Origin of the sequence: Bradyrhizobium sp. Gha (assembly GCF_900113735.1) — a bacterium.
Classification (GTDB): domain Bacteria; phylum Pseudomonadota; class Alphaproteobacteria; order Rhizobiales; family Xanthobacteraceae; genus Bradyrhizobium.
The window spans coordinates 1-23,309 of record NZ_FOQM01000018.1; the positions used below are offsets into that span (position 1 = coordinate 1).

The following is a 23,309-nucleotide window of genomic DNA, read 5'->3' on the forward strand; positions in this document are numbered from 1 at the left end:
AAACGCAATGGCTTTGCGTCGCCCAGTCGACCCCGACGAACCATTGTGCACCGTCGACCATGATAGGGATCTCCTCCTCGTTCTCGAAGCGGGCCACCGCGATCCTGATCGATCCCTGTACTGGCGCTCTCGGCGCAATGACCTCCTACTGGATCTCGATCGCGGCCGCTCCGTCGGGGCGCGGTTCCTACGCAGGTGCTCAGGCACAGGTGGATAAGGCTGCTCCCGGCAGATCGGCCCGTGCTGCCAGTCTACATCATTGGACTGGCGCCGAACGACAAGAAGGGTACAGGGTGGGTTAGCCAATCGATTGCGCGAAGCGCACTCGATTGGCTAACCCACCACTTCTGTCACCGAGGAAAGAGAAAAGGTGGGTTACGCCCCGCGGACTGCGCTTGGCGCAGCCACCGTGCTAACCCACCCTACGGCACCGCCTTTGTCCTACCGCCACAAGCGCATCAGCGCGCCATGCATGCCCGTCACCGGATCGGCCGGGGGCAGCGCAACCTTCGGAATTGTCTTCAGCGCCTTGGCGTGGTTCTCGGGCGTTGCCCGCGTGATCTCCATCTTGCTGCCCGGCGGATAGGCGCCGATCACGCAGAAATCGTCGCTCGCCGTGATGCATTGATGCCCGGTACCTGCGGGCAGGATCGCGACATCACCGGCCTTGATGTCCAGCTCCTGGCCGTGATCGCCGCCGAAGCGAACGCGGGCGCGGCCGCGCGCGACACCGAGCACCTCATGCACCGTCGCGTGGTAATGCAGATAGTCGTAGACGCCATTGCGCCAGGTGCCGCCCCAATCGTTCGTCGCGAACAGGTTTTCGATGGTCTCTTCCGGCTGCTGCGGATCGAGCGCCACCGCGCCCTGGTAGACCAGGAATGGGAGGATGTTGTTCGGCACGAGCCCGTCATCCTCGAACACGATGGCAAGCGGCTCGGCATTGTCGCGGACGACGGACATGGCAGGGCTCCGGCACAAGAGTGACAGGAATTAACGAAGGGCGGGAATGCGTGTTCCTCCGTCATTCCGGGGCGACGCGCAGCGTCGAGCCCGGAATCCATCGTTCTACAGAATGTGGTGCCTAATGGATTCCGGGCTCGCGCTTCGCGCGCCCCGGAATGACGAGGAGGAGCTGTCTTACGCGCTCTTCTTCTGCCGCATCAGATCGGCGAAGCGCTGGAACAAATAGTGCGAGTCGCGCGGACCCGGTGAGGCCTCGGGGTGATACTGCACCGAGAACACCGGCTTGCCGTCGAGCTGGATGCCGCAATTGGATCCGTCGAACAGCGAGATGTGGGTCTGCGTGGCGCCATCAGGCAGCGTCGTCTCGTCCACGGCAAAGCCGTGGTTCATCGAGGTGATCTCGACCTTGCCGGTGGTCTCGTCCTTGACGGGATGATTGGCGCCGTGATGGCCCTGATGCATCTTCTTCGTCTTGGCGCCGACCGCGAGGCCGAGCATCTGGTGCCCGAGGCAAATGCCGAAGGTCGGCGTGCCCGACTTGATGACGTCCTTGATCACAGGCACGGCGTACTTGCCTGTGGCGGCCGGATCGCCCGGACCGTTCGACAGGAACACACCATCCGGCTTCATCGCCAGAATGTCTTCGGACGAGGTGGTCGCCGGCACCACCGTCACCTTGCAGCCGACGCCGGCGAGCAGGCGCAGGATGTTGCGCTTGATACCGTAGTCGATCGCGACGACGTTGAACTCGGGCTTCTCCTGGCGGCCAAAGCCCTTGTCCCACAGCCAGGGCGTCTCGTCCCAGGTGAAGCGCTGGCCGGAGGTCACCATCGGCACGAGGTCCATGCCCTCGAGGCCCGGCCATTCGCGCGCTTCCTCCTTGAGGCCATGCATGTCGAACTCGCCATTTTTGGCGTGCGCGATCACGGCGTTGGGCATGCCCTTGGAGCGGATCAGCGCAGTCAGCGCCCGGGTGTCGATGCCGGAGAGGCCGATGATGCCGCGTGCCTTCAGCCACTGGTCGAGATGCTTGGTGGCGCGGTAATTCGAGGGATCGGTGATCGCGGTGCGCAGGATCACGCCGCGCGCGCCAGGCGTCGCGGCCATGTTCACCGTCTCGATGTCTTCCTCGTTGGTACCGACATTGCCGATATGCGGGAAGGTGAAGGTGATGAGCTGGCCGGCATAGGAGGGATCGGTGAGGATCTCTTCATAGCCGGTCATCGCGGTGTTGAAGCAGACTTCACCGACCGCGTGGCCTTCGGCGCCGAGACCAAAGCCTTCGAGCCTCGTGCCATCGGCAAGCACGAGGAGCGCGGTCGGTTTATGGTCCGGCCAGGCGGGATCGTTGTCATGTTGTGTCATGAGCCCGCTTCATAAGGCCCCCACGCTCCCCCGTCAAAGCGGGAAACGGCGGATTCACATGCGTTTTTGCATATTTGACGGGCCGCTTCAGGTACTTAGGCTGGACTACGAAATTTTGGGCAATTTTGCCCACCGGCCGGGAAACAATGAACCGCCTATGCAAGGTTCGGTCTGGCCTCTTTCCGGCGAACGGCCTAGATCAGGCCTCGGATATTCGAAGGGATCACGATCATGCTGCGCGACGACATCAACAATGCGGTCAAGGAGGCCATGAAGGCCAAGGACGAGCGCAAGCTCTCCACGTTGCGCATGGTCAATTCGACCATCAAGAACGCCGACATCGACGCCCGCGGCCAGGGCAAGCCGCCACTCTCGGATGCCGACCTGCTCGCCGTGCTCCAGAAGATGATCAAGCAGCGCCAGGAGGCGGTCGAGCTCTATGACAAGGGCGGCCGCGCCGAACTGGCGGCGCAAGAGCGCGAGGAGATCGCGGTGATCTCGGCGTACCTGCCGAAGCAGATGTCGGAGGACGAGGTGCAGAAGGCGATCGCAAACGCCATCGCCGAAACCGGCGCCGCCGGCATGAAGGACATGGGCAAGGTGATCGCGGTGTTGCGCGCGAAATACGCCGGACAGATGGATTTCGGCAAGGCATCCGGTCTCGTGAAGTCCGCGCTGTCGGGCTAGCGCTTTCTTGCCCTCTTTCCTGGTGGGAGAGGGTGGCTCGCCGCGTAGCGGCGAGGCGGGTGAGGGGTATCTCTGTTCGCGGAGACAGTCCCTCATCCGGCGCTTCGGGCCACCTTCAAGGGGAGAAGGGGCACCTTTGTCGCCGCACCAATCCGGTCTACTCTCTCCCGCGAGAAACAATCGGGAGGCAACCGATGACTGCCGCGATCAAACCGTTTCGTATCGCGATCAGCGACGACGTCCTTTCCGACCTCAAATTGCGCCTTGCCCGTACGCGATGGCCGGAGGCCGAGCTGGTCGATGACTGGAGCCAGGGCGCGCCGCTGAAATGGATCCAGCAGATCTGCGCCTATTGGGCCGACGGTTACGACTGGCGGGGGCGCGAGGCAAAACTCAATCGCTTCGATCAGTTCATCAGCGAGATCGACGGGCTCGATATCCACTTCCTGCATGTCCGTTCGAAAGAAGCAAACGCGCTACCGCTGATCATCACCCATGGCTGGCCCGGCTCGATCGTCGAATTCCAGAAGGTGATTGCGCCGCTGGTCGATCCCGCCGCGCATGGGGGCAAACCCGCGGATGCCTTTCATGTGATCTGCCCTTCGCTGCCGGGTTTTGGCTTCTCCGCAAAACCCAAGACCACCGGCTGGGGCGTCGACCGCATCGCCGCGATCTGGGCGAAGCTGATGGACCGGCTGGGTTACGCGCGTTACGGCGCGCAAGGTGGCGATTGGGGCTCGGCGGTGACGACCTCGCTCGGCGCACAGGACGCCGAACATTGCGCCGGCATCCACATCACGCTCGCCTTCAACACGGCACCAAAGATCGAGGGTGAGCCGACACCGGAAGAGAAGCGCGCGCTCGCCGGCCTCAAGCATTATGTGGATCTCGACTCCGGCTATTCCAAGCAGCAAGCGACGCGGCCGCAAACGCTCGGCTATGGGCTGACGGATTCGCCGAGCGGGCAGGCCGCCTGGATCCTGGAGAAATTCTGGGCCTGGACCGACTGCGACGGTCATCCCGAAAACATCTTTGACAAGGACGAGCTGCTCGACAACGTCATGCTCTACTGGACCACGGCGACGGCGACGTCGTCCGCGCGGCTCTATTGGGAGAGTTTTGGCAAACGGCGGACCACGCCGGTCGTGAAGGTTCCAACGGGCGTTGCGGTGTTTCCCAAGGAGATCATCGCGCCGGTGCGGCACTGGATAGAGCCAAGCTTCGCCAACATCACGCATTGGAGCGAGATGCAGAAGGGCGGGCATTTCGCCGCCTTCGAGCAGCCGGAGCTGTTTGTGCGCGACGTCCGGAAATTCTTCGCGACGGTGCGCTGAAAGGTCCCATGCTCAGGATCTTCGCGATCGACGGAGGCCTGTCCGCGGCCAATCTCGGCGTCGCCCTTCTGCCCGCATTGCGATGATGGTGGAGATTGCCGCTCCTAGGGCGTCTCGATTCCCATCGCCTTGAGCGCATCCAGCATCCGCTGCGGCGGGCCGAGCTTGACGGCGAGTGGCTTGCCGGTCTCGAGCAAGCTCTTGAGACTCGACAGGATCGCGGGCCAGCCCGATCGGCCGCCCGACAATATATCGTCGCTGAGCGGTCGATCATGGCCTTCGCTCATGGTGAGTCGGACAGCATCGCCCACCTGCTCGATGTCGTAGGTCACGAGGGTTGGCCCTAGTTTCTCGATCAGCTCGGGCCAGTTGACGTTGAACGTCACCGCGAGCTTGCGCGGCGGATCGTAGGCGAGCACCTCGCCGCTGATATGCAGGGCGCCAGCGGCCGTGCGCACGATGAAGGCGCCTCCGAGCCGCGGCTCGACCTCGACGGCGTTGCCGAAGAAGTACTGCTTGCTGAACTCGGCCGAGGTCAGTGCCTCCCACACCTTCTCCGGCGTAGCGGCGATGTAGATGGTGTAGACGGTCAGCGGCCTGAACTGATCGAGTTTCATTTTGCGTCGAGCCCGTTGTTGAGCGCCGTGCGCGGAATGGCGAGCATCTGGTTTGGCTCGAATTTCCTGATCCAGCGTTGGCGCATGCATGCGGTCGTGTTAGCGTTCAAGCTCAGCCAGCGCAGATTGGTTCCGGGAGGACTTTGATGTTCCGTTGCGTCCTGACTGCTGCCGTCCTCGTCCTTTTCGCCGGCAGCGCCTTCGTCCACGCCCAGAAACAGACGATCGGGGCGGCCCCTGAGGCGTCCAACATGAAACTGGTCGGCACCAACGATCTTCAGGCACGAAGCGCCTATCAGCCGACCATCCATCATCAGGGCGACCGCTGGATCGCCTATATCGGCCACCACGGCGGCACCGATGACGTGCCTGATCCCGTCAATCCGATGACCGGGCAAGCGGAGCCGAACGGGACCTCGATCGTCGATGTCACCGATCCCGCGCATCCCAGATATCTCAGGCATCTGCCGGGCCAGGCAGGCAAGTACGAATCCGGCGGCGCGCAGATGGTGCGGGTGTGCGATGGCACAGGCTTGCCGAAGGGCGATCCCAACGCGGTCTACATGCTGCGCACCTTCGGCAGCGAGGCGCATGAGATCTGGAACGTCGCCGACCCCGCCAATCCCGTGCTGATCACGCGCCTCGGTGGCTTGAAGGACACGCACAAGAGCTGGTGGGAATGCGACACCGGCGTTGCCTATCTCGTTTCGGGCGCGCCGGACTGGCGCACGAGGCGGATGACACAGGTCTATGATCTCTCCGATCCCGCCCATCCGCAAAAAATCCGCGACTTCGGCCTGCCCGGTCAGGAGCCCGGCTCGACCGGCGCGGTGCCGACCGAGCTGCACGGGCCGATCTCGACCGGGCCCGCAGGCAACCGCGTTTATTTCGGCTACGGCACCGACAAGGCCGGCATCTTGCAGATCGTCGATCGCGAGAAGCTCTTGAACGGGCCGAAGGAGCCGACGCCGGACAATCTGCGCTATCCCGAGATCTCGCGGCTGCCGATGTCCGCCTTCAACGGCGCGCACACCACGTTTCCGATGCTCGACATGCCGGTCGCCGAGTTTGCCGAGGACAAGGACGGCAAGACCCGCGACATCGTCATGATCGTCGACGAGGCGATCCTGAACGAATGCGGCGAGGCGCGGCAGATGGTGTGGTTCGCCGACGTCACCACCGAGACGCGGCCCATGATGATCTCGAGCTACACCGTGCCGGAGGCGGGCGGGCAGTTCTGCCAGCGCGGCGGCCGTTTCGGCTCGCACTCCTCGAACGAGAGCATGGCGCCGGTCTACTACAAGAAGATGGCCTTCATCGCCTTCTTCAATGCCGGCGTGCGGGCGCTCGACATCCGCGATCCCTATCATCCCAGGGAAGTCGGCTATTTCATTCCGGCGATCACGCAGGCGACCGACAAGCGTTGCATTCCGGTCGAGGGCGGCGAACGCTGCAAGGTCGCGATCCAGACCAACAATGTCGAGACCGACGAGCGCGGCTACATCTACATCGTCGATCGCGCCAACACCGGCCTGCACATACTCGAGCTGACCGGGCCGGCCCGCGCCGTCGCCGGCCTGCCGAAGAACTGACGATGCGGCGCGCGGCGGCAATCGCGCTCGTCCTTGCCGTGCTCGGCGCATCGGGCGTCGGCGCCTATCAGCTCGCGTCACCGCGAGCGCAAACCGCGGAGCATTGGCGCGAGCTCGCCTGGCCGTTCCCGCGCGACGGCTGGCCCGCCGGCCGCGCGTTTCGTTGCGAGGGCGGTGCTTGCGACGGTGCCGAGCTCTACGTCCGCGCCAAGCGCGGCTTCTGTAACTGCGAGAGCGGCGTTGCCGATGATGACGAGATCGATCGTGTTGCCGACATCGATCTGATCACGCCGCGCTTTGGCGCCACTGCGCCGGGTGAGGTGGTGCAGATGGGCGAGATGCACGGCCGTGCGCGGCAGTACGATCTCGCCACCTATGCCGCTGCGAGCCACGTCGCCATCGGCGTCGCGCTCTCACGCCGCTGCGATCTCCTGGTCGTGGCGGTGCAGGGGCGTGGCGAGGCCGGCGTGATGCAGCATGCCGCGCTCGTGTTCCTGGGCACACCGGAGATCAAGGCGTGGGCGATGGCGGCGCTGGACGGAAAGTAAGTGCCATGCATTAATGCGGGCAAATCGCCGTCAGCGAGTTCTCCCCATGATGTCCATGCAAGCCTATCTCGCCTTCGTCGCCGCCTGCATTGCCCTCGCGCTGCTGCCGGGGCCGATCGTCACCATCGTCATCGCCAACGGCCTGCGCCACGGCACGCGCGCGGCGCTGACCAACATTCTCGGCGTGCAGATGGGCTTGTTGATCGCGATCGGCGTGCTTGCGGTCGGCCTCACCACGCTGATGGCGACGATGGGCTATTGGTTCAACTGGGTGCGCTTTGCGGGCGCCGCGTATCTGGTCTGGCTCGGCATCAAGCTGATCCGCTCTCCGGTCGAGGGCGTCTCCGCTGATGAGCCACCGCCGCCTCCGCGAGGTGGCTTTCTCTTGCAGGGCTTCGTCGTGGCGTTGTCGAACCCGAAGCTGCTGGTGTTCTTCGGCGCATTCATTCCGCAGTTCATGGACATGAGCAAGGATCAGCTGTCGCAAGTCCTGGTGCTCGGGATCACCTTCATGGTGCTTGCCGGCATGACGGACGGGATCTATGCGCTGCTCGCCGGTCGAGTCCGCGGCTTTTTCTCGGCCCGCCGGACCCGCATGGTGTCGCGCGTCTCCGGCGGCTTCATGATCGGCGGCGGCATCTGGCTGGCGCTGATCCGGGCCAGATGAGCATGGCCAAACAAGTTGTCGCGCTATCAGGACGGCGCGGCGGCTAGCGGGCCAACAGCCCCGGCTTCAGCTCCATCTCGATCGCCGCAAAAATCCGCGCCAGACGTTCGGCCCATCGCTGCTGGCCGGATTGATCGGCGATCAGATCCTGGCGGATCTCGATGCCGGTGTTGAGGAGACCTCTCGCCTCGCCGTGAACGGGAATCGTGTAGTCGGTGAGATCGCTCGCCGCATAGGGCTCGTTGTCGCCGACGACGAGGTCGCCCTCGCTACGCAGATGTTGCAGCAGCAGCTTCGGCAGCACGGTGTCGCGGTTGTAGAGGGCGCCGATGTGCCAGGGCCGCGCGACGCCGGCATAATGGGGCGTAAAGCTGTGCAGCGACACCAGCACCGTCGGCCGCTCGTCCCGCAGGCGGCTGTCGATCACGGCGCCGATGCGGTGATGATAGGGATCGAAGATCTCGCGCCGGCGTGCCGCGCGCTCGCTTTCAGAAATGCCTTCGTTGCGCGGGATCGCCGTCGTCTCCGACATCACGGGGATCGAGCTCGCCACCCCGGGCGGGCGGTTGCAGTCGATCACGAGGCGCGAATAGCGCTGCGCGATCAGATGCGCGTTGAGCATGTTGGCCATCCGCTCGGCGACGCCGGCGATGCCGATGTCCCAGCCGATATGCCGCGATAGCTCGCTTTCCGATATACCGAGATCGCCGAGCGCGCGCGGCAGAATGCGGCCGTAATGGTCCGATGTGAGCAGGAAGGGCGATGTCCCCTCCGCATTCACCTCATGCACTGGCGGAATATCGCCTTCCCCAAGGAGTTGATCCGCAGCCTCGGCTGTGTTGAAAGCCATCCTGATTGCCTATCGATAAAGCAGTCGCCCCGGACATTGGGCATACGATCGACGACTCGGTCTGCCCAACATCACCATGATCTGCCGACGATGCCGCTGCTGACGATTCATCACAAGACCGAATATCGCTACATCAGTCCCGTGTCCTTCGGTGAGCACAGGTTTATGCTGCGTCCGAGCGACGGCCATGATCTGCGCGTGCTCGACTCCAGGCTGAAGATCTCGCCCGAGCCGATGTCGTTGCGCTGGATTCACGACGTGTTCGGCAACTCCGTCGCGATCGCCGATTTCGACGCGCGCGCGGATCGTCTGGTTTTCGACTGGCATGTCACCGTCGCGCACAATCCGGTCGAAGACTTCGCGCTGACGCCCGACGATCCCGCCTATTTCTATCCGTTCGTCTATGACGATGCGGAATTGCCCGATCTCGTCCAGTACATCACGCCGCAATACCCCGATCCCGAGGGCAACATCGCGGCATGGGCACGCAGCTTTGTCGATGAGGATAGGCCGTCGCCGACGTTCGCGATCCTGAGCCGCATCACCCACGCCATCCGCAAGCAGTTCGAATACCGCAGGCGTCACGAGCCGGGCACGCAAGCCCCGTGCGATACGTTGCGATGGGGCACCGGCACCTGTCGCGACTACGCGCTGTTCATGATCGAGGCGCTGCGCCGGCTCGGCTTCGCCGCGCGCTTCGTCTCCGGCTACATCTTCGTGCCCGATGACATCGCGCAGCACCATGTCGGCGGCGGCTCGACCCATGCCTGGGTGCAGGTCTATTTGCCGAGCGCGGGCTGGATCGAGTTCGATCCGACCAACGGCATCGTCGGCACCCGCGATCTCATCCGCGTCGCGGTGGCGCGCGACCCGCGCCAGGCGATCCCGCTGCGCGGCGTCTATGTCGGCACCCGGGACGCTTTCGATGTCATGGACGTGAGCGTCCAGGTGGTCTCGGCCGAGGAGCGCAGCGAGGAGCTGGAAGCGGCGGCTTTGTAGATGGAGCAGCTCTCTTTCCGTCATTGCGAGCGAAGCGAAGCAATCCAGGATCTTTCCGCGGATACAGTCCCGGATTGCTTCGCTGCGCTCGCAATGAGGGCGTGGAGAGTCTATAGAGCCCCATGACCTCCGATCGTCTCTTCGTCTACGGCACCCTGATGCGCGGCTTCGATCATCCGATGGCGCGGCTGTTGGCGCAGCATGCGGATTTTCTGGGCGAGGCGAGCTGCCGTGGCCGGCTCGTTCTGGTGAAGCACTATCCGGGATTGCTGCTGTCCGGCGCGCCGACCGAGCGTGCGTACGGTGAGCTCTTCCGCCTGCGGGCCGGCGACGAGCTCCTGCGCGAGCTCGACATGTACGAGGCCTGCGGCGAGGGTTTTCCGGAGCCGACGGAATATCTGCGCCAGCTGGTTGATGTGACCGGCATGGATGGCGCGACAGCCCCGGCCTGGACTTACGTCTACAATTGGCCCGTCACCGATCTGCCGCACATCGCGTCCGGCCGCTTCCTCGATCATTGAGCCGACAGCACTTCCTTCACGACGCGCACATCGACCTCGCGTTCGACATAACTCCATTCCGCGGTCTGCCTGAGCGTTCCCACCAGCTCGTCGAACAGCGAGGCGTGCGCGGGCGCGAATTCGAACCAGGTCAGGAAATCGAAGGGCTCGCCGAGATCGCGGCAGTGATAGAGCTGGCGCGCGATGGCGGGCAGGAAGCGCAGGCTGCTCGCGATGTGGTGCGACTTGTCTTCGAAGATCTGGCGCCGCTCTTCCTGCGTCAGCTCCCACCACGCCTGCGATTTGCGGATCGGGATCAGCGCCGCGCAGGTCGCCTCCAATCGGCCGAGGCCGGCCTGCACGCTCTCGAGCTGCTGCTTCTCGCCCCGTTCGGTGTAGCGCAGGCTGCTCGGCACGCCGACCAGGCGCCAGGCGTTGCGCGAGGGCACCAGCGGCAGCGCAACGGCGCCGCCGTCGGTCACCGACAGCGCCGGCATGAAGGGCAGGGGCTCGCCCGTGACGGGCGAGATCGAGGTCACGCGCCAGCCCCCGCTCTGGCCGCCCCGAAAGGTCCTGAACATGGCCCATGGAAGCGTGGAACCGGGCGCGGTTCAAGTGGGCTCTCGTGCCACCCCGTCATCCCCGCGCAGCGGCGAAGCCGTTGTCGCTGGAGGTGCTCACACTGCAAAGCAGTGTGAGCCTCGAAGGATGAATCGGCCCGGATGCAGCCGGGCCGTCGCCCTTCGAGGGCCGCCGAAGAAGCGGCCACCTCAGGGTGACGGTGACAAACCATGGCCGAGGCACGACAGAGAGCCCCTGTGCATAGGTCGAATAATCAGGATAACCCGCGCAAAGCTGACTTCTGGGCTGGCCGCACCTATATCCCTGATCCCTTCGCCCGACTCACTCTGGATTGCGCTACATTATGGCCGTGCGCTTCACGCCCCAATTCCTCGACGAGCTGCGTGCCCGGCTTTCGGTCTCCGAAGTCGTGGGCAAGCGCGTCAAGCTGAAGAAGGCGGGGCGGGAGTGGAAGGGGCTCTCGCCGTTCCAGCAGGAGAAGACACCGTCCTTCTACGTCAACGACCAGAAGGGTTTTTACCACGACTTCTCCTCCGGCAAGCACGGCGACATCATCAGCTTCGTGATGGAGACCGACGGCCTGCCGTTCGCCGAAGCGGTCGAGCGGCTCGCCGGCATGGCGGGCCTGCCGCTGCCGGCGGTGACGCCGGATGCAGCCCGGCACGAGCAGCGCCGCCGCACGCTACACGACGTCATGGAGCTTGCCGCCAAGTTCTTCTCGGAAACGCTGGCCTCGCGCGTCGGTGCGAAAGCGCGCGGCTATCTCGCCGATCGTGCCATCTCGCCGGCGACGCAATTGCAGTTTCGTCTCGGCTATGCGCCGCCGCCGCCCGAGCGCTTCGCGCTGAAGGAGCATCTCGGCAAGCTCGGCGTCTCCGTCGAGGACATGGTCGAGACCGGCCTGTTGATCGGCGGCGACGACATTCCCGTGCCCTACGATCGCTTCCGCGATCGCGTGATGTTTCCGATCACGGACATCCGCGGCCGCGTCATCGCCTTCGGCGGACGCGCGCTGGAGAAGGACGTTCCGGCCAAATACCTGAATTCGCCGGAGACGCCGCTCTTCCACAAGGGCGACAATCTCTACAATCACCAGACCGCGCGCAAAGCCACCCATGATGGCAGCGCGCTGATCGTGGTCGAAGGCTATGTCGACGTCATCGCCATGGTCACCGCGGGTTTTCCGGGTGCTGTCGCGCCGCTCGGAACTGCGTTGACCGAAAGCCAGCTCGCGCTGCTCTGGAAGATGGCGGACGAGCCGATCCTCTGCTTCGACGGCGACCGCGCCGGCCAGAAGGCGGCCTATCGTGCTGCGGACCTTGCCTTGCCATTTCTCGCGCCAGGCAAGAGCCTGCGTTTTGCGCTGCTGCCGGAAGGGCAGGACCCTGACGATCTCGCACGCTCCGGCGGTCGCGGCGCGATCGAGGAGGTGATCGCGGCGGCGCGTCCGCTCGCCGACATGCTGTGGTCGCGCGAGCTCGAAGGCGGCAATTTCGCAACGCCGGAGCGCCGCGCCGCGCTGGAAGCGCGCATCAAGGACTTGTCCAACGGCATCCGCGACGAGGTTGTCAGGCGCTATTATCGCGACGATTTCGTCGAGCGGCTGCAGCGCACCTTCGCCCCCGATGGCGGCCGCGGCGGCTTTGCCGGCAGGGGCAATTTCCGCCAAGGCGGAGGCGGGGGCGGTCGTCCGTTCCAGCCCCGCGGCGGGGGAGCGAATCGATTCGGCAACCAAGGTTTTGGTGGCGGCCGCCGCGGCGCGCCCGGCCCCATCCCGCTGCCGTCAGGTCCCTACCAGGCGGCGAGCCCCCAGCTCGCGGCGAGCCCGATCATGCGCGGCCAGAGAAGCGCGATCTCCCGCCGGGAGGCCCTGATCCTCCAATCCCTGATCAACCACCCCTGGCTGCTGCACGATCACCTCGAGGAGGTGGCCGCCCTGGAGCTCGCCCACCCCGAGGCCCATAAGCTGCGGGCCGCCATCATCGCCGCTTTTGCCAACGACCATCACCATTCCCCCGATCCCGGCGAGCAGGCCGAGAAGATGCGCGGGGATCTCGAGAGGGGTGGATTTTCGCAGATTCTTCAAAGGGTTGAAGGCGGCATCACCACCGCGGCGGTGTGGGGCGCCCGCGAGGGCGCGGCGCGGGATGATGTTCTTGCGACATGGCACCAGCTGGTTGCCTTGCATCGGCAATACCATTCACTACTTAGGGAGCTGAAGGACGCCGAGCTGGCTTTGGGGGAGGACCCCAGCGAGGCCAATTTGGCGTGGCTGCGTGACGTCAAGGCCCGACTGGCCGAGGTCGACGGTACCGAGGCCCTGATCGAGGGTTTTGGCGAGCTGTCGGGCCGGTTCCAGAAGAGCATGTGATGAAAGAATCATGCGGACGGCCGCGCTAGGTACCGCTAAAAGACTCGCCAAATCCGAGGTTTGGCGGCAAAAACAGGGTTAATCGAGGCTTAACGGTCTTGTAGCACTTTGGCCACCAGGCGGCCGCAGGCAGAACAGACGCGTCAGGAATGAATCCGCGCAACCTCTGTTGGCACTTCACCTGCATCCGCTGCGACAAAGAGGCTCACGAAGCGTTAGGCAAATCCGGCGAGAGAGAGGTCGGGGTGGCGAGAGATGTGCGCGCCGCCCTTTCCGTGTCGAGATCTGGCGAAGCGAGAGCGTCGAGCAACAGGTTCAAGTGATTTCACGCGGGCGCGCGCGACGTCCCGCATGAAACGCGTTTAGGAGCAATGGATGGCCACCAAGGCAAAGACGCTGCAGGCGAAGGACAAGGAAAAGGACGACAAGGCAGCGGACGCGCCGGAGAAGGACTCCCAGGACGCGCCCTCGCCGTTGCTCGATCTGTCCGATGCGGCAGTGAAGAAGATGATCAAGCAGGCCAAGAAGCGCGGCTTCGTGACCTTCGATCAGCTCAACGAAGTTTTACCGTCCGACCAGACCTCGCCGGAGCAGATCGAGGACATCATGTCCATGCTCTCGGACATGGGCATCAACGTCACCGAAGCCGACGATACTGAAGGCGAGGAGGAGAAGGATGAGGCTGACGACGAGACCGACAACGAGCTCGTCGAGGTCACGCAAAAGGCCGTCACCGAGGTCAAGAAGAGCGAGCCGGGCGAGCGCACCGACGATCCCGTGCGCATGTATCTGCGCGAGATGGGCACGGTCGAGCTGCTCTCCCGCGAAGGCGAAATCGCCATCGCCAAGCGCATCGAGGCCGGCCGCGAGGCGATGATTGCGGGCCTCTGCGAAAGCCCGCTGACCTTCCAGGCCATCATCATCTGGCGCGACGAATTGAACGAAGGAAAGATCTTCCTTCGTGACATCATCGATCTCGAGGCCACCTATGCCGGTCCCGACGCCAAGGCCGGCATGAACACCGCGATGATCGCGGGTCCCGCCGGCGAGAACGGCGAAGCGCCGGCCGACGGTCAGGCCGCAGCCGCCGGTGCGCCCGCGCATGTCGCGCCGCCCGCAGCTCCGCCGTCGCCGACCCCGTTCCGCGCCGCGCCGACCGCCGCCGGCGGCCCCGGTGGCGAGGACAAGGATCCGGGCGAAGCCGCCGCCGAAGCCGACATGGACGAGGACGACGAGTTCGAGAACCAGATGTCGCTCGCGGCGATCGAGGCCGAGCTCAAGCCGAAAGTCGTCGAGATCTTCGACAGGATCGCCGAGAGCTACAAGAAGCTGCGCAAGCTTCAGGAGCAGGACATCCAGAACCAGCTCGAGAGCACCTCGCATGGTCCCTCGCTGTCGCCGCACCAGGAGCGCAAATACCGCAAGCTGAAGGACGAGATCATCGTCGAGGTGAAGTCGCTGCGCCTCAACCAGGCCCGTATCGACTCGCTGGTCGAGCAGCTCTACGACATCAACAAGCGCCTCGTCTCGCATGAGGGCCGCCTGATGCGCCTCGCCGACAGCCACGGCGTCGCGCGCGAGGACTTCCTGCGCAACTACACCGGCTCGGAGCTCGATCCGCGCTGGCTCAACCGCGTCTCGAAACTCTCGGCCAAGGGCTGGAAGAATTTCGTCCATCACGAGAAGGACCGCATCAAGGACCTCCGTCACGAGGTGCATCAGCTCGCGGCGCTGACGGGCCTCGAGATCGTCGAGTTCCGCAAGATCGTGCACTCCGTGCAGAAGGGCGAGCGCGAGGCACGCCAGGCCAAGAAGGAGATGGTGGAAGCCAACCTCCGTCTCGTGATCTCGATCGCGAAGAAGTACACCAACCGCGGCCTGCAATTCCTCGACCTGATCCAGGAAGGCAATATCGGCCTGATGAAGGCGGTCGATAAGTTCGAATACCGCCGCGGCTACAAGTTCTCGACCTACGCCACGTGGTGGATCCGGCAGGCCATCACCCGCAGCATTGCGGACCAGGCCCGCACCATCCGCATCCCCGTGCACATGATCGAGACGATCAACAAGATCGTGCGCACCTCCCGCCAGATGCTCAACGAGATCGGCCGCGAGCCGACCCCGGAAGAGCTCGCCGAAAAGCTCGGCATGCCCCTGGAGAAGGTCCGCAAGGTCCTGAAGATCGCGAAAGAGCCGCTCTCGCTCGAAACCCCCGTCGGTGACGAAGAGGATTCACACCTCGGCGATTTCATCGAGGACAAGAACGCGATCCTGCCGATCGACGCCGCGATCCAGTCCAACCTGCGCGAAACCACCACGCGCGTGCTCGCCTCCCTCACCCCGCGCGAAGAGCGCGTCCTGCGCATGCGCTTCGGCATCGGCATGAACACCGACCACACGCTGGAAGAAGTGGGGCAACAGTTCTCGGTGACGCGCGAGCGTATTCGTCAGATCGAGGCCAAGGCGCTGCGGAAGCTGAAGCATCCGAGCAGGTCGAGGAAGCTGCGGAGCTTCTTGGATAATTGAGCCAGGCATTTATCCAAAACCGGCAAAACGGCGGGCCACGACCCGCCGTTTTTTTATGCAATGAGGCAGACAGAATAGGAACCGAACCCGATTGTCCGCCGAATCAGGCGGTCCTAAGAAAGGTCTTGCCAAGCGAAGTCAATTGCGATTATTATTCGCTAACAGCGAACTTTGTTTGCTGCTGGGTTTCGAATCGGACATGAATGTTGCCACGCTTGGGGTGACACTCATGCCTCTCAAACCGGGCGAGTAAAATCGCTCTTGGGGTTCGAAAGAATCCTCCATTGGCCGGTCTTGCGGCACCTGTTTCTGGGTCGCGCGTCCTCCGCCAAACATAGGCGAGCATCGAAAGGCTTCGATGCTCGCCTGGGAAGCTTAGAGGTCCTTCCGTTCGAGATGTTCCTTGTTCAAAGGCACCGACGCAATTCTGCGTCGGCGAACAGGGAGATGGTCAATGGTCCAAAAAACCAGTGATCCACCAAGCGACGAACGGAAGCGTTCTGGTTTCTGGAGACTCGTGCGCGGCTTTGGCCGCAACCTTGTCACCAGACGGACGTTCATTCTGGCTATCCGCATTCTCACATTGATTGTGCGGTTGGTCGAACTAGTGAATAGGCTGTTCTAGCGATCTCTAAGCTAGTTTTCCCAATTCTCGAAGGCTGAGTGAATCGATGTATGATCGGGCGTTGAAGCTAATCCGCCAATATCATCGACTGTCGCAAGCGGAGCTTGCTGACGCACTCAATCTCTCGCGTTCATTCGTGTCCGAGCTAGAAAAGTCTGGAGGAAAGAAGCCAAGTATTGATGTGCTCGAGCGTTATGCGAGCTATTTCAAAATTCCAATATCGTCTCTTCTTCTATTCGCTGAACGATCTGGATCTTCAGATTTCCGCGAAGGTTCGCGAATATTTGCCGCCGACAAAGTTCTAAAGATGCTGGAATGGCTTGAAGAAACCACGCGCGACGAGGTTCATCGTGGTTAATCCAGGGAAGAAAGCGCGCGCGGGTCTACATCTGTAAGATTGTTGGCTTTCGGCAATTGACTCACGTTCCGATCTCGCGCGGCGGCTATCCACGCCAGGCCATCAAGTGACGGTTGATGATCTTTCGCTGTTCGCGCGGGACGTTGGAAACTACCGTCTGTTCTCTAATATAAATGAGAAGGGCAAATCTCGCCCAATCCAGTGGCCAAAGCGCCGGCTGCAAACTGTTCACGCTCGAATTCATAAGCTGTTGTCGCGAGTTGCAGTTCCTAGGTATTTGCATTCAGCCGTGAGGGGCAAGTCGTACATCTCCAACGCTGCCGCGCACGATCCCGCGATGCCCACGATCAAAATCGACATTAAGAAATTCTTCCCGTCAGTTTCGCGCGCCGTAGTCTTCAACTTTTTCGTGGGCCCGCTAAAGTGTCGCCGCGATGTAGCAGGATTGCTTGCAGATATTCTTACCTTCGATGCTCATCTGCCAACAGGGAGCGCTGCTAGTCCGATCATAGCGTACTATTCATTCAAGCCTATGTTTGACGAGATCGCGCAGTTCGCCGAGTCTCTCGGTCTTGCTATGACCTGTTATGTCGACGACATGGCTTTGAGCGGCCCGCGTGCCAACAAAAGCGTACTTTACGAGATCAAGAAGATTATTGCGCGGCATGGATTGAGGTCCCACAAGGCACACGCCTTTTCGGGTTCTCAGCCCAAAGTGGTGACGGGCGTCTGCAACACACCATCTGGTCCTCGCGTGCCGAACAAATTGCACCTGAAGATCAAGAGCGGATTTGACGCTCTAGAGAAAGCGAAAACCCTGACTGACAGAGAAAAAGTGCTGCGCCCGTTGCTTGGAAGACTGGAAGCCGCAGCACAAATTGATCCGGTCTTTAGGGCTAGGGCGAAAACAGTAAGAGCAAAGCATCCGCGGCCGGGTCAGCCGTAGGAATGTCGGCGCGCCATTTGGGCATCCATCAAAGCGGCGGGCATGAGCCCGCCATTTTTGTATCTGTTTGATCACTGAGTCCAGCGTTGATGCTTACGAAGCGGTGCTTATGACAGAAAAATCGATAGCTTTGTTGAAGGTCGACTCCCCAAGCTTTTTTTCCCTTCGCAACATTTGCCGCATTGGCGCTGTCAAATAAACTATCCTCTTAAGATCGCCGTCTGTGCTATTCGCGTATTTATCCGAAATGTATTTGAGTATGTCGTCGTACTCGTTGCTCGCCCGCAATGCGAACAAATCAAAACGACCGCCGGCCTTGACTATCAAGCGATCGCGGTCGTTCCAAACTTTGAGATTCTTTATTGCTTTTGAAAGCTTCTTTATGTGCATTTCAAAAACATATGGCCCTTCCTTTTGCCTAACAATGTAGGCGGAGGTCATTCGCCGATTGTTGTGCCTATAATACTCATATTCCGCGAGGTAGAAGAGTTTGTGAAGGGCGAAATACGAAATCCCGTTTGGTTGGGTAGCAAGTTTCTCAGCTATCTGGGCAACCGTCGCAGATGTTGGAGCTATACCTAAGGCCACTCGTTGTCGAACAGTTCGCCGAAAAGTCTCCGCCAAGAACTGGTAATCGGCAAGTTGATTTAGGAAGCTGCGATGAACCATCGCCCTCTGTCCCGGATGGTAGAGTGCAATGAGAGTTCTGCCGTACCAATTCCAAGTTTTCCGAAGCGCGGACGATAGCTCAATTTCGTGCGGTTCAATCGACTTAATGGCATTAAGAGCCTGGGCGCCTAGCGTCACGACGATCCGAGGACTTACAAGATCCACCTGCCGCTTCAAGAACCGAGAGCAGTTATTTACTTCCGATCTCGACGGGGTCGAGTTGTTGCCATTCTCATCCTTGGGGTTGCACAGTACTGCGTTCGTGATGAAGCAGTCATGGCGGCTGAGACCGACTTGCTCCAGTAACGTCTCAAAATTCTCGCCTGCCTTGTCACCGTGGAATGGTATAGCAGACGCATCTGCGCCAAGGCGGCCCGGAGCTTCACCTATTATGAGGATTGGTGCAGCAATCGATCCACTTGCTGGGCCAATTACGCGGACGCTTTCGGCCATGCGAGGGCAAAGCGTGCAGGCCTTAGCCTTGCTGGCGAGCTCGGCAAATTCCCGTTCCTTTTCTGGATTAATCATTTCGCGATCAGAGTTCTAAGCTTTCCCGGCTCATCGCAATAGGCTCTAACCGAGTGACATACGATCCGTCCCGGCGTCTTATTTGATTCGCTTGAGATGAACTCAAGAAGCTGGCCAAGCCCAATATAGTTTCCCAGAGCTTTCTTCAAAAAATCGTGGTTTCTGTACACCGCGACTAGGTCAATTACATTATCTCGTCCCCAAAGTATCTCCACATACTGAAGGCACGGGCTTCCGATCGGCTTGATTGTATCGAGAGTAGGGGCCGAAGTGTGTGCAACGAGCGCTGCTTCGGGCTTCATGCCCCAATTAGAAAGAGCATGAATCATATTTTCCAGTTGGTTTTTTTCGGAGCCAAAATTCGTGAGGCGTCCAAAGTAAGTTCCCCAAGGAGCGCGAAGATTTTTCCTTTTCCTGTTGAGTTCGAGGGTGGTGTTCCACCGCTCATAGAAATCCTCGCGAGTTTCGTTTTGCTTCTTGCCCGTAAACGGGAATAGCACCTTTACGACGACTGATAACCGATCGGTCGATCCGACGCCCTTAGGGTCGAATTTCTTCAACCAAGAGCGCTCGAACTCTGTCGGGCTCTCGATTTCTACAATCAGATTTCGAATGCGATGTTCGGGGGCCTTTAGGACTAGTTTTGAAGCTTTCTTCCAAGCGTCTACAACATCCATTCCAGAAGCGAGCTCGGGCATTATCCACCATCTATGGGACAGGCTACATACCTTATGGCGGGCTCGTTCAAGTCGAGTTCAACTGTGCCTCCTTGATTAGCCACCAGTTCTCGGTAGATGTGGCAGCCATGCCAGATGGCATGCTGCCATTGCTTGAACGTACAAGTTCTCACTTCAAACTTTCCGGCGAGGCTGCCAATCGTTTTGAGCAAACTGACCGGTATTGATCTGATCTCTCGGAAGAAGTCATTATCTTCTGCGACGCTGAAAACAATTGCCGAGATGGCTTCTTCTGTGATCGCGGCGCGGGCTCCGTCCTCGTTTTCATCGACCTTAGGGTCTGACTTCCTCTTTGTGTTGAGAAGGCGCCGCATAACAGGCGACCAACCAAGGAATGCCATAAACGAGAGATGGAAGATGTCGTGGAACCGGTAGTGATCTTCTTCGTCTGTATTATCGCTCAGGGGATCGCCCACTCGTTGTCCGTTTATGATCATCTCTGATCGCTTGGTTTTCGGATCAAGTTGAAACTCGACAGTTAGAGAGCGTGGAAGACGTTCTTCTGGCTTAAATTCGCTATCGAAATGGGTGATTTCACCTTCGTCGAAAAGGGAGCGAGATTTTGCTAAATTCTTGGCAGCGATTTCGCTGAGGCTAATTTTGTGAATCGAAGCGATGCTAGAGATATACCAAAGAAGGTCTCCTAGCTCTTCCTTCAGTTCATCTTGAAATTTTTGGAATGGAGGGTTGTCCCGAAGCCGCTTCTTGAAAAGAGAAAAAATCGAACCGACCTCTCCAGAAAGCCCGTAGAGCGAGATTGTCGATTTCTTTGCTTCATCTGTCTTCTGAGCTTCGCTCTGATAAGAATCAAAATCCATCTTCGACTCCAATGGGGAGAAGTATGAGTTGTGCTGTTGGGAGCTGCAACCCCAGAGGCGCTGAATGTCTCCAAAAATCGAGGGATATCGCCTTCGTTCTGCCCGGTATTGTGAGTTCTCTGCGCCGCAGCAATGTCCGCCGGTACTACGAAACTCCTGCGCCGATAGCCTAATTGGCGATTCAAGCCAATAAATGCGATCAAATCCTATCCGCAAAGACAGGGTGCCTGCTGAAAAACAGGAATTGTACTTTAGCCTGTCCGCTGCTGCTGCCTACTTCTTCTTTGCCCCTCACCCGCTCGATCCGTTCGATCTCCAGCGCCGGCCGCCCGCTCTTTTCCGCGACCTCGCGGTCCTGCTCCCTGATGAAGTTGCGCGGGTTCGTCGCCGTCGATGTCGCCGAGCAACGGCGAGCCTAGGTCGGGCCGCTCTTCTTTGTGCCATCGTATCGGCAGCTTCAGCCGAAGACGTTTACCTGGCTTTCTCTCGGACTATACTTCCGACGCGAAAGGCGCATTGATGCCACCCCACCTCACCGTCTATTACAACACCCGCTGCCCCGTCTGCGACGCCGGCATCGACTGGCAGCGCAACAAGCTGTTGGCCAGCCCGATGCGCTGGCACAGTTTGGCGCATCGCTCGACGACATCAGGCGCCGCCTGCATGCAACCGACGAGGCCGGACGGCTCATCGTCGGCGCGGATGTGGCGATTGCGCTGTGGCGGCTGACGCCGAGCGAGGGGTGGCATGCGGCGCTATCAGGCAATCGCGTGGCGCTGCCGGTCACGCGATTTGTCTACGACCGTTTTGCCGATCTGCTGTTTGCCTGGAACAAATGGTGCGGGCGCTGGTGAGGCGCTCGGCTGGAGCATCGTGGCTCTAGATTGAGTCGATAGGCCGGCCGCGGACTCTGACACCTCTCCCCAGCGGGGAGAGGTCGATTTACTCCTGGCGATGCGTAGCATCGTCAGAGCAAATCGGGTGAGGGGGTGCTGCCGAACGTGAGACCGTAAACCCTCACCCGGCGCGCGGGACGATGCTTCGCATCGCCCGGGACGCGCCGACCTCCCAAGGGAGAGGTGAACCTACTTGCCGCACCAGTTCAGCGCATCTCGTCGAGCTCTTAGTCGTGCCTACTTCTTCTTCGCCCCGACCCGCTCGATCCGCTCGATCTCCAGCGCCGGCCGGCCGCTCTTTTGCGCGATCTCGCGGTCCTGCTCCCTGATGAAGTTGCGCGCGGGTTCGTCGCCGTCGAGGCCGCCGAGCAGCTCGCTGGGCACGCGGCGGTTGGAGCGTTGGGAGCCGTCTTCGTAGACGACGTTGAAAAAGGCGAATTCGCCCTTCGGGTTGGTTCCGGGTTTTTTGGCCATGGCGGCTTGTCGTCGATCAGGGCGCCGCAGTCAAATGACTTCGCGCCGTCGAGATCGGCGACGCGGCTGACGTGCCGGTGGGCTGGTCGCGCAACCGTCTGATTGCGCTTGTTTTTGCGAGCGACGGGCCAACGTGCCGCGATCGACCTTCGCCTCGATAAACGGCGGGCCATGAAGCCCGCCGTTTATTCGGTCGTCAGCGTCGCCCGGGGCTGGCAGGGCAACAACCTGTGATAGAATTCTATCGCTTGCGCCACGACATGGCAAGGCAAATCGTTCTGGCCATGATGTCGCAGCAAGCGCACCAGATGCGGCAGATGTCATGACAGGTTCCCGCAATCTCGAAAAGCAGATGTTTGAGATATCGAAATAGTTTGTTCATCTTGCCGCGCTCTGGAGACGCAGCGAGAAGGCGCGCGTAATGGCCGGGACTTGCGTTGCGGGGTCAGGACCATGCGCAGCGGGAGCTCGTGTCGTCGGGCATCATGGTGGATCGCACGACGCTCTTGCGGATGCGGCTCCGGGCGGGCGCCGGCGCCGGAGTCTGCGATGCCAGCATAGTACCCCTGTTTTGCCCGACGGGTCAAGCATGATTCGGAAAAAGCGCAGACGCTGGTCTGTCGCGCTCCTACTGTGCATGGGGTTGTTTTTCGATTTTCGTTTCGGCGTCGTTGATCGCTTGTATCAGATATGATCGGGTCTATGTCGCTTTGACGCGACTCCCGTTCCCGGGCATGATCGCCAGCCATTCACGCCCACGCATGAGGAATCTTCGGCATGTTGAGATCGCTTGTCGCCGCCGCCTTCGTCGTTTGTCTCGTCGGCGGGCCGGCCGAGGCCGCGCGTTGCGGCGGCGACTTCAACAGTTTTGTGGCGCGCATGGCTGCGGAGGCGCAGGCGGCCGGGGTCTCGGCGGGCGTGACCAGCGCGGCGTTCAGCGGCATCACCCAGGATGGCGCCGTGCTCGCCTTCGACCGGCGCCAGCGCTACACCTTCAACAAGAGTTTCGAGCAGTACGTCTCGACCCGCGTCGGCGCCGGCCGCATCAATGGCGGGCGCGCGCTGCTGCAGCGGCATGCCGCGCTGCTCTCGCGCATCGAGCAGCAGTTCGGCGTGCCCCGGCAGATCCTCGTTGCGATCTGGGGGCTGGAGAGCGATTTCGGCAAGGGCGACATGGGCAAGCTGCCGGTGATCCGCACGCTGACGACGCTCGCGCATGATTGCCGCCGCACCGAGCTGTTCCAGGGCGAGCTGCTCGCCGCGCTCAAGATCGTGCAGCGCGGCGACCTGCCGCTGCGCGATCTGATCGGCGCCTATGCCGGCGAGATCGGCCAGACCCAGTTCCTGCCGTCGTCCTACATCAAATACGGCGTCGATTTCGACGGCGACGGCCATGTCGATCTCCGCCACAGCGTCGCCGACGTGCTCGCCTCGACCGCGAACCTGCTGCACTCCAGCGGCTTCAAGATGGGCCAGCCCTATGGCGAAGGCTCCGCCAATTTCGAGGCGATGCGCGAGTGGAACAGGGCGGTGATCTACCGCAAGACGATCGGGTATTTTGCCGACCGGCTGGTGGGGCAGTGAACAGACATCGTGATTGATGCGTCCCGTCGCACTGGGAACCGGGATTTACATTTCTTCAGTTTGGAACCGA

21 protein-coding genes and 1 pseudogene are annotated in these 23,309 nt (G+C 61.3%); 13 read left to right on the top strand and 9 right to left on the bottom strand.

The window, feature by feature from the left end:
- Positions 1 to 441: 441 nt before the first annotated feature.
- Positions 442 to 963, bottom strand: coding sequence for a cupin domain-containing protein (locus BM222_RS21205; protein ID WP_092231462.1), 522 nt, complete (start codon positions 961 to 963; stop codon positions 442 to 444).
- A 177-nt stretch (positions 964 to 1,140) separates the two neighbouring features.
- Positions 1,141 to 2,331, bottom strand: coding sequence for a glutamine-hydrolyzing carbamoyl-phosphate synthase small subunit (carA, locus tag BM222_RS21210; RefSeq protein ID WP_092231465.1), 1,191 nt, complete (start codon positions 2,329 to 2,331; stop codon positions 1,141 to 1,143).
- A 231-nt stretch (positions 2,332 to 2,562) separates the two neighbouring features.
- On the opposite strand from carA, the gene BM222_RS21215 reads away from it, so the two are divergent.
- Positions 2,563 to 3,018 (top strand): GatB/YqeY domain-containing protein, encoded by a 456-nt coding sequence (locus BM222_RS21215; protein WP_092231467.1) that lies wholly within the window; start codon positions 2,563 to 2,565, stop codon positions 3,016 to 3,018.
- Between the two features lie 194 nt (positions 3,019 to 3,212).
- Entirely contained in the window at positions 3,213 to 4,352 is a 1,140-nt protein-coding gene (locus BM222_RS21220) for an epoxide hydrolase family protein (protein ID WP_092231470.1), read from the top strand.
- Positions 4,353 to 4,456: 104 nt separating this feature from the next.
- Here the strand turns inward: BM222_RS21220 and BM222_RS21225 are convergent, their stop codons facing one another.
- Positions 4,457 to 4,969, bottom strand: a complete 513-nt coding sequence (locus BM222_RS21225; RefSeq protein WP_092231473.1) for an SRPBCC family protein — start codon at positions 4,967 to 4,969, stop codon at positions 4,457 to 4,459.
- A gap of 146 nt (positions 4,970 to 5,115) precedes the next feature.
- Here BM222_RS21225 and BM222_RS21230 point away from each other — a divergent pair, with 146 nt between their 5' ends.
- Genes BM222_RS21230 through BM222_RS21240 form a run of 3 tightly spaced genes read left to right on the top strand, consistent with a single transcriptional unit; the run spans position 5,116 to position 7,776 of the window.
- Positions 5,116 to 6,561 (top strand): LVIVD repeat-containing protein, encoded by a 1,446-nt coding sequence (locus BM222_RS21230; protein WP_092231476.1) that lies wholly within the window; start codon positions 5,116 to 5,118, stop codon positions 6,559 to 6,561.
- 2 nt (positions 6,562 to 6,563) lie between these two features.
- The gene (locus tag BM222_RS21235; protein ID WP_092231479.1) at positions 6,564 to 7,109 is read left to right on the top strand and encodes a hypothetical protein; all 546 of its coding nucleotides are present in this window, start codon (positions 6,564 to 6,566) and stop codon (positions 7,107 to 7,109) included.
- Positions 7,110 to 7,158: 49 nt separating this feature from the next.
- The gene (locus tag BM222_RS21240) at positions 7,159 to 7,776 is read left to right on the top strand and encodes a LysE family translocator (RefSeq protein ID WP_092231872.1); all 618 of its coding nucleotides are present in this window, start codon (positions 7,159 to 7,161) and stop codon (positions 7,774 to 7,776) included.
- 43 nt (positions 7,777 to 7,819) lie between these two features.
- Here the strand turns inward: BM222_RS21240 and BM222_RS21245 are convergent, their stop codons facing one another.
- The gene (locus BM222_RS21245) at positions 7,820 to 8,626 is read right to left on the bottom strand and encodes an N-formylglutamate amidohydrolase (protein WP_092231482.1); all 807 of its coding nucleotides are present in this window, start codon (positions 8,624 to 8,626) and stop codon (positions 7,820 to 7,822) included.
- A 90-nt stretch (positions 8,627 to 8,716) separates the two neighbouring features.
- Between BM222_RS21245 and BM222_RS21250 the strand changes: the two genes are divergently transcribed.
- Together BM222_RS21250 and BM222_RS21255 are read left to right on the top strand one after the other, a co-directional pair.
- On the top strand, positions 8,717 to 9,625 hold the full coding sequence (locus BM222_RS21250; protein ID WP_092231486.1) for a transglutaminase family protein: 909 nt from the start codon (positions 8,717 to 8,719) through the stop codon (positions 9,623 to 9,625).
- Positions 9,626 to 9,747: 122 nt separating this feature from the next.
- Positions 9,748 to 10,146, top strand: coding sequence for a gamma-glutamylcyclotransferase family protein (locus tag BM222_RS21255; protein ID WP_092231489.1), 399 nt, complete (start codon positions 9,748 to 9,750; stop codon positions 10,144 to 10,146).
- Here BM222_RS21255 and BM222_RS21260 read toward each other — a convergent pair.
- Positions 10,140 to 10,706, bottom strand: coding sequence for a chlorite dismutase family protein (locus BM222_RS21260; protein WP_092231492.1), 567 nt, complete (start codon positions 10,704 to 10,706; stop codon positions 10,140 to 10,142). The genes BM222_RS21255 and BM222_RS21260 overlap by 7 nt on opposite strands.
- Before the next feature lie 350 nt (positions 10,707 to 11,056).
- Here BM222_RS21260 and dnaG point away from each other — a divergent pair, with 350 nt between their 5' ends.
- From dnaG to BM222_RS21280, 4 genes are all read left to right on the top strand, one after another.
- A complete protein-coding gene (dnaG, locus tag BM222_RS21265; RefSeq protein WP_092231875.1) occupies positions 11,057 to 13,078 on the top strand; it encodes a DNA primase in 2,022 nt (673 codons plus the stop codon).
- Between the two features lie 375 nt (positions 13,079 to 13,453).
- A complete protein-coding gene (rpoD, locus tag BM222_RS21270; RefSeq protein WP_092231495.1) occupies positions 13,454 to 15,604 on the top strand; it encodes an RNA polymerase sigma factor RpoD in 2,151 nt (716 codons plus the stop codon).
- Positions 15,605 to 16,275: 671 nt separating this feature from the next.
- Positions 16,276 to 16,587 (top strand): helix-turn-helix domain-containing protein, encoded by a 312-nt coding sequence (locus tag BM222_RS21275; RefSeq protein ID WP_092231498.1) that lies wholly within the window; start codon positions 16,276 to 16,278, stop codon positions 16,585 to 16,587.
- Between the two features lie 106 nt (positions 16,588 to 16,693).
- On the top strand, positions 16,694 to 17,533 hold the full coding sequence (locus BM222_RS21280; RefSeq protein WP_177243353.1) for a reverse transcriptase family protein: 840 nt from the start codon (positions 16,694 to 16,696) through the stop codon (positions 17,531 to 17,533).
- Between the two features lie 93 nt (positions 17,534 to 17,626).
- Here the strand turns inward: BM222_RS21280 and BM222_RS21285 are convergent, their stop codons facing one another.
- The 3 genes from BM222_RS21285 to BM222_RS21295 are packed head-to-tail and all read right to left on the bottom strand — an operon-like array spanning position 17,627 to position 20,285.
- Positions 17,627 to 18,730: a uracil-DNA glycosylase family protein gene (locus BM222_RS21285; RefSeq protein WP_092231504.1), complete on the bottom strand. Its 1,104-nt coding sequence runs from the start codon at positions 18,728 to 18,730 to the stop codon at positions 17,627 to 17,629.
- Complete coding sequence (locus tag BM222_RS21290) at positions 18,727 to 19,428, bottom strand: thymidylate synthase family protein (protein WP_092231507.1); 702 nt, start codon at positions 19,426 to 19,428, stop codon at positions 18,727 to 18,729. Before BM222_RS21290 ends, BM222_RS21285 begins: the two co-directional genes overlap by 4 nt.
- Positions 19,428 to 20,285 carry a nucleoside triphosphate pyrophosphohydrolase family protein gene (locus BM222_RS21295; RefSeq protein ID WP_092231510.1) on the bottom strand — a complete coding sequence of 286 codons (858 nt, stop codon included), beginning with the start codon at positions 20,283 to 20,285 and terminating at the stop codon, positions 19,428 to 19,430. Before BM222_RS21295 ends, BM222_RS21290 begins: the two co-directional genes overlap by 1 nt.
- Positions 20,286 to 20,804: 519 nt before the next feature.
- Between BM222_RS21295 and BM222_RS21305 the strand changes: the two are divergent.
- Positions 20,805 to 21,139, top strand: a pseudogene (locus tag BM222_RS21305) (DCC1-like thiol-disulfide oxidoreductase family protein).
- A 279-nt stretch (positions 21,140 to 21,418) separates the two neighbouring features.
- Here BM222_RS21305 and BM222_RS21310 read toward each other — a convergent pair.
- Complete coding sequence (locus tag BM222_RS21310) at positions 21,419 to 21,655, bottom strand: hypothetical protein (RefSeq protein WP_092231513.1); 237 nt, start codon at positions 21,653 to 21,655, stop codon at positions 21,419 to 21,421.
- A 777-nt stretch (positions 21,656 to 22,432) separates the two neighbouring features.
- Here BM222_RS21310 and BM222_RS21315 point away from each other — a divergent pair.
- Positions 22,433 to 23,239 carry a lytic murein transglycosylase gene (locus BM222_RS21315; RefSeq protein ID WP_092231516.1) on the top strand — a complete coding sequence of 269 codons (807 nt, stop codon included), beginning with the start codon at positions 22,433 to 22,435 and terminating at the stop codon, positions 23,237 to 23,239.
- Positions 23,240 to 23,309: the final 70 nt, after the last annotated feature.

Bases quoted from the DNA above. Each gene is read 5' to 3' on its own strand.
- BM222_RS21205 (WP_092231462.1), bottom strand. From the start codon at position 963: ATGTCCGTCGTCCGCGACAATGCCGAGCCGCTTGCCATCGTGTTCGAG.
- carA (WP_092231465.1), bottom strand. From the start codon at position 2,331: ATGACACAACATGACAACGATCCCGCCTGGCCGGACCATAAACCGACC.
- BM222_RS21215 (WP_092231467.1), top strand. From the start codon at position 2,563: ATGCTGCGCGACGACATCAACAATGCGGTCAAGGAGGCCATGAAGGCC.
- BM222_RS21220 (WP_092231470.1), top strand. From the start codon at position 3,213: ATGACTGCCGCGATCAAACCGTTTCGTATCGCGATCAGCGACGACGTC.
- BM222_RS21225 (WP_092231473.1), bottom strand. From the start codon at position 4,969: ATGAAACTCGATCAGTTCAGGCCGCTGACCGTCTACACCATCTACATC.
- BM222_RS21230 (WP_092231476.1), top strand. From the start codon at position 5,116: ATGTTCCGTTGCGTCCTGACTGCTGCCGTCCTCGTCCTTTTCGCCGGC.
- BM222_RS21235 (WP_092231479.1), top strand. From the start codon at position 6,564: ATGCGGCGCGCGGCGGCAATCGCGCTCGTCCTTGCCGTGCTCGGCGCA.
- BM222_RS21240 (WP_092231872.1), top strand. From the start codon at position 7,159: ATGTCCATGCAAGCCTATCTCGCCTTCGTCGCCGCCTGCATTGCCCTC.
- BM222_RS21245 (WP_092231482.1), bottom strand. From the start codon at position 8,626: ATGGCTTTCAACACAGCCGAGGCTGCGGATCAACTCCTTGGGGAAGGC.
- BM222_RS21250 (WP_092231486.1), top strand. From the start codon at position 8,717: ATGCCGCTGCTGACGATTCATCACAAGACCGAATATCGCTACATCAGT.
- BM222_RS21255 (WP_092231489.1), top strand. From the start codon at position 9,748: ATGACCTCCGATCGTCTCTTCGTCTACGGCACCCTGATGCGCGGCTTC.
- BM222_RS21260 (WP_092231492.1), bottom strand. From the start codon at position 10,706: ATGTTCAGGACCTTTCGGGGCGGCCAGAGCGGGGGCTGGCGCGTGACC.
- rpoD (WP_092231495.1), top strand. From the start codon at position 13,454: ATGGCCACCAAGGCAAAGACGCTGCAGGCGAAGGACAAGGAAAAGGAC.
- BM222_RS21275 (WP_092231498.1), top strand. From the start codon at position 16,276: ATGTATGATCGGGCGTTGAAGCTAATCCGCCAATATCATCGACTGTCG.
- BM222_RS21285 (WP_092231504.1), bottom strand. From the start codon at position 18,730: ATGATTAATCCAGAAAAGGAACGGGAATTTGCCGAGCTCGCCAGCAAG.
- BM222_RS21290 (WP_092231507.1), bottom strand. From the start codon at position 19,428: ATGCCCGAGCTCGCTTCTGGAATGGATGTTGTAGACGCTTGGAAGAAA.
- BM222_RS21295 (WP_092231510.1), bottom strand. From the start codon at position 20,285: ATGGATTTTGATTCTTATCAGAGCGAAGCTCAGAAGACAGATGAAGCA.
- BM222_RS21310 (WP_092231513.1), bottom strand. From the start codon at position 21,655: ATGGCCAAAAAACCCGGAACCAACCCGAAGGGCGAATTCGCCTTTTTC.
- BM222_RS21315 (WP_092231516.1), top strand. From the start codon at position 22,433: ATGTTGAGATCGCTTGTCGCCGCCGCCTTCGTCGTTTGTCTCGTCGGC.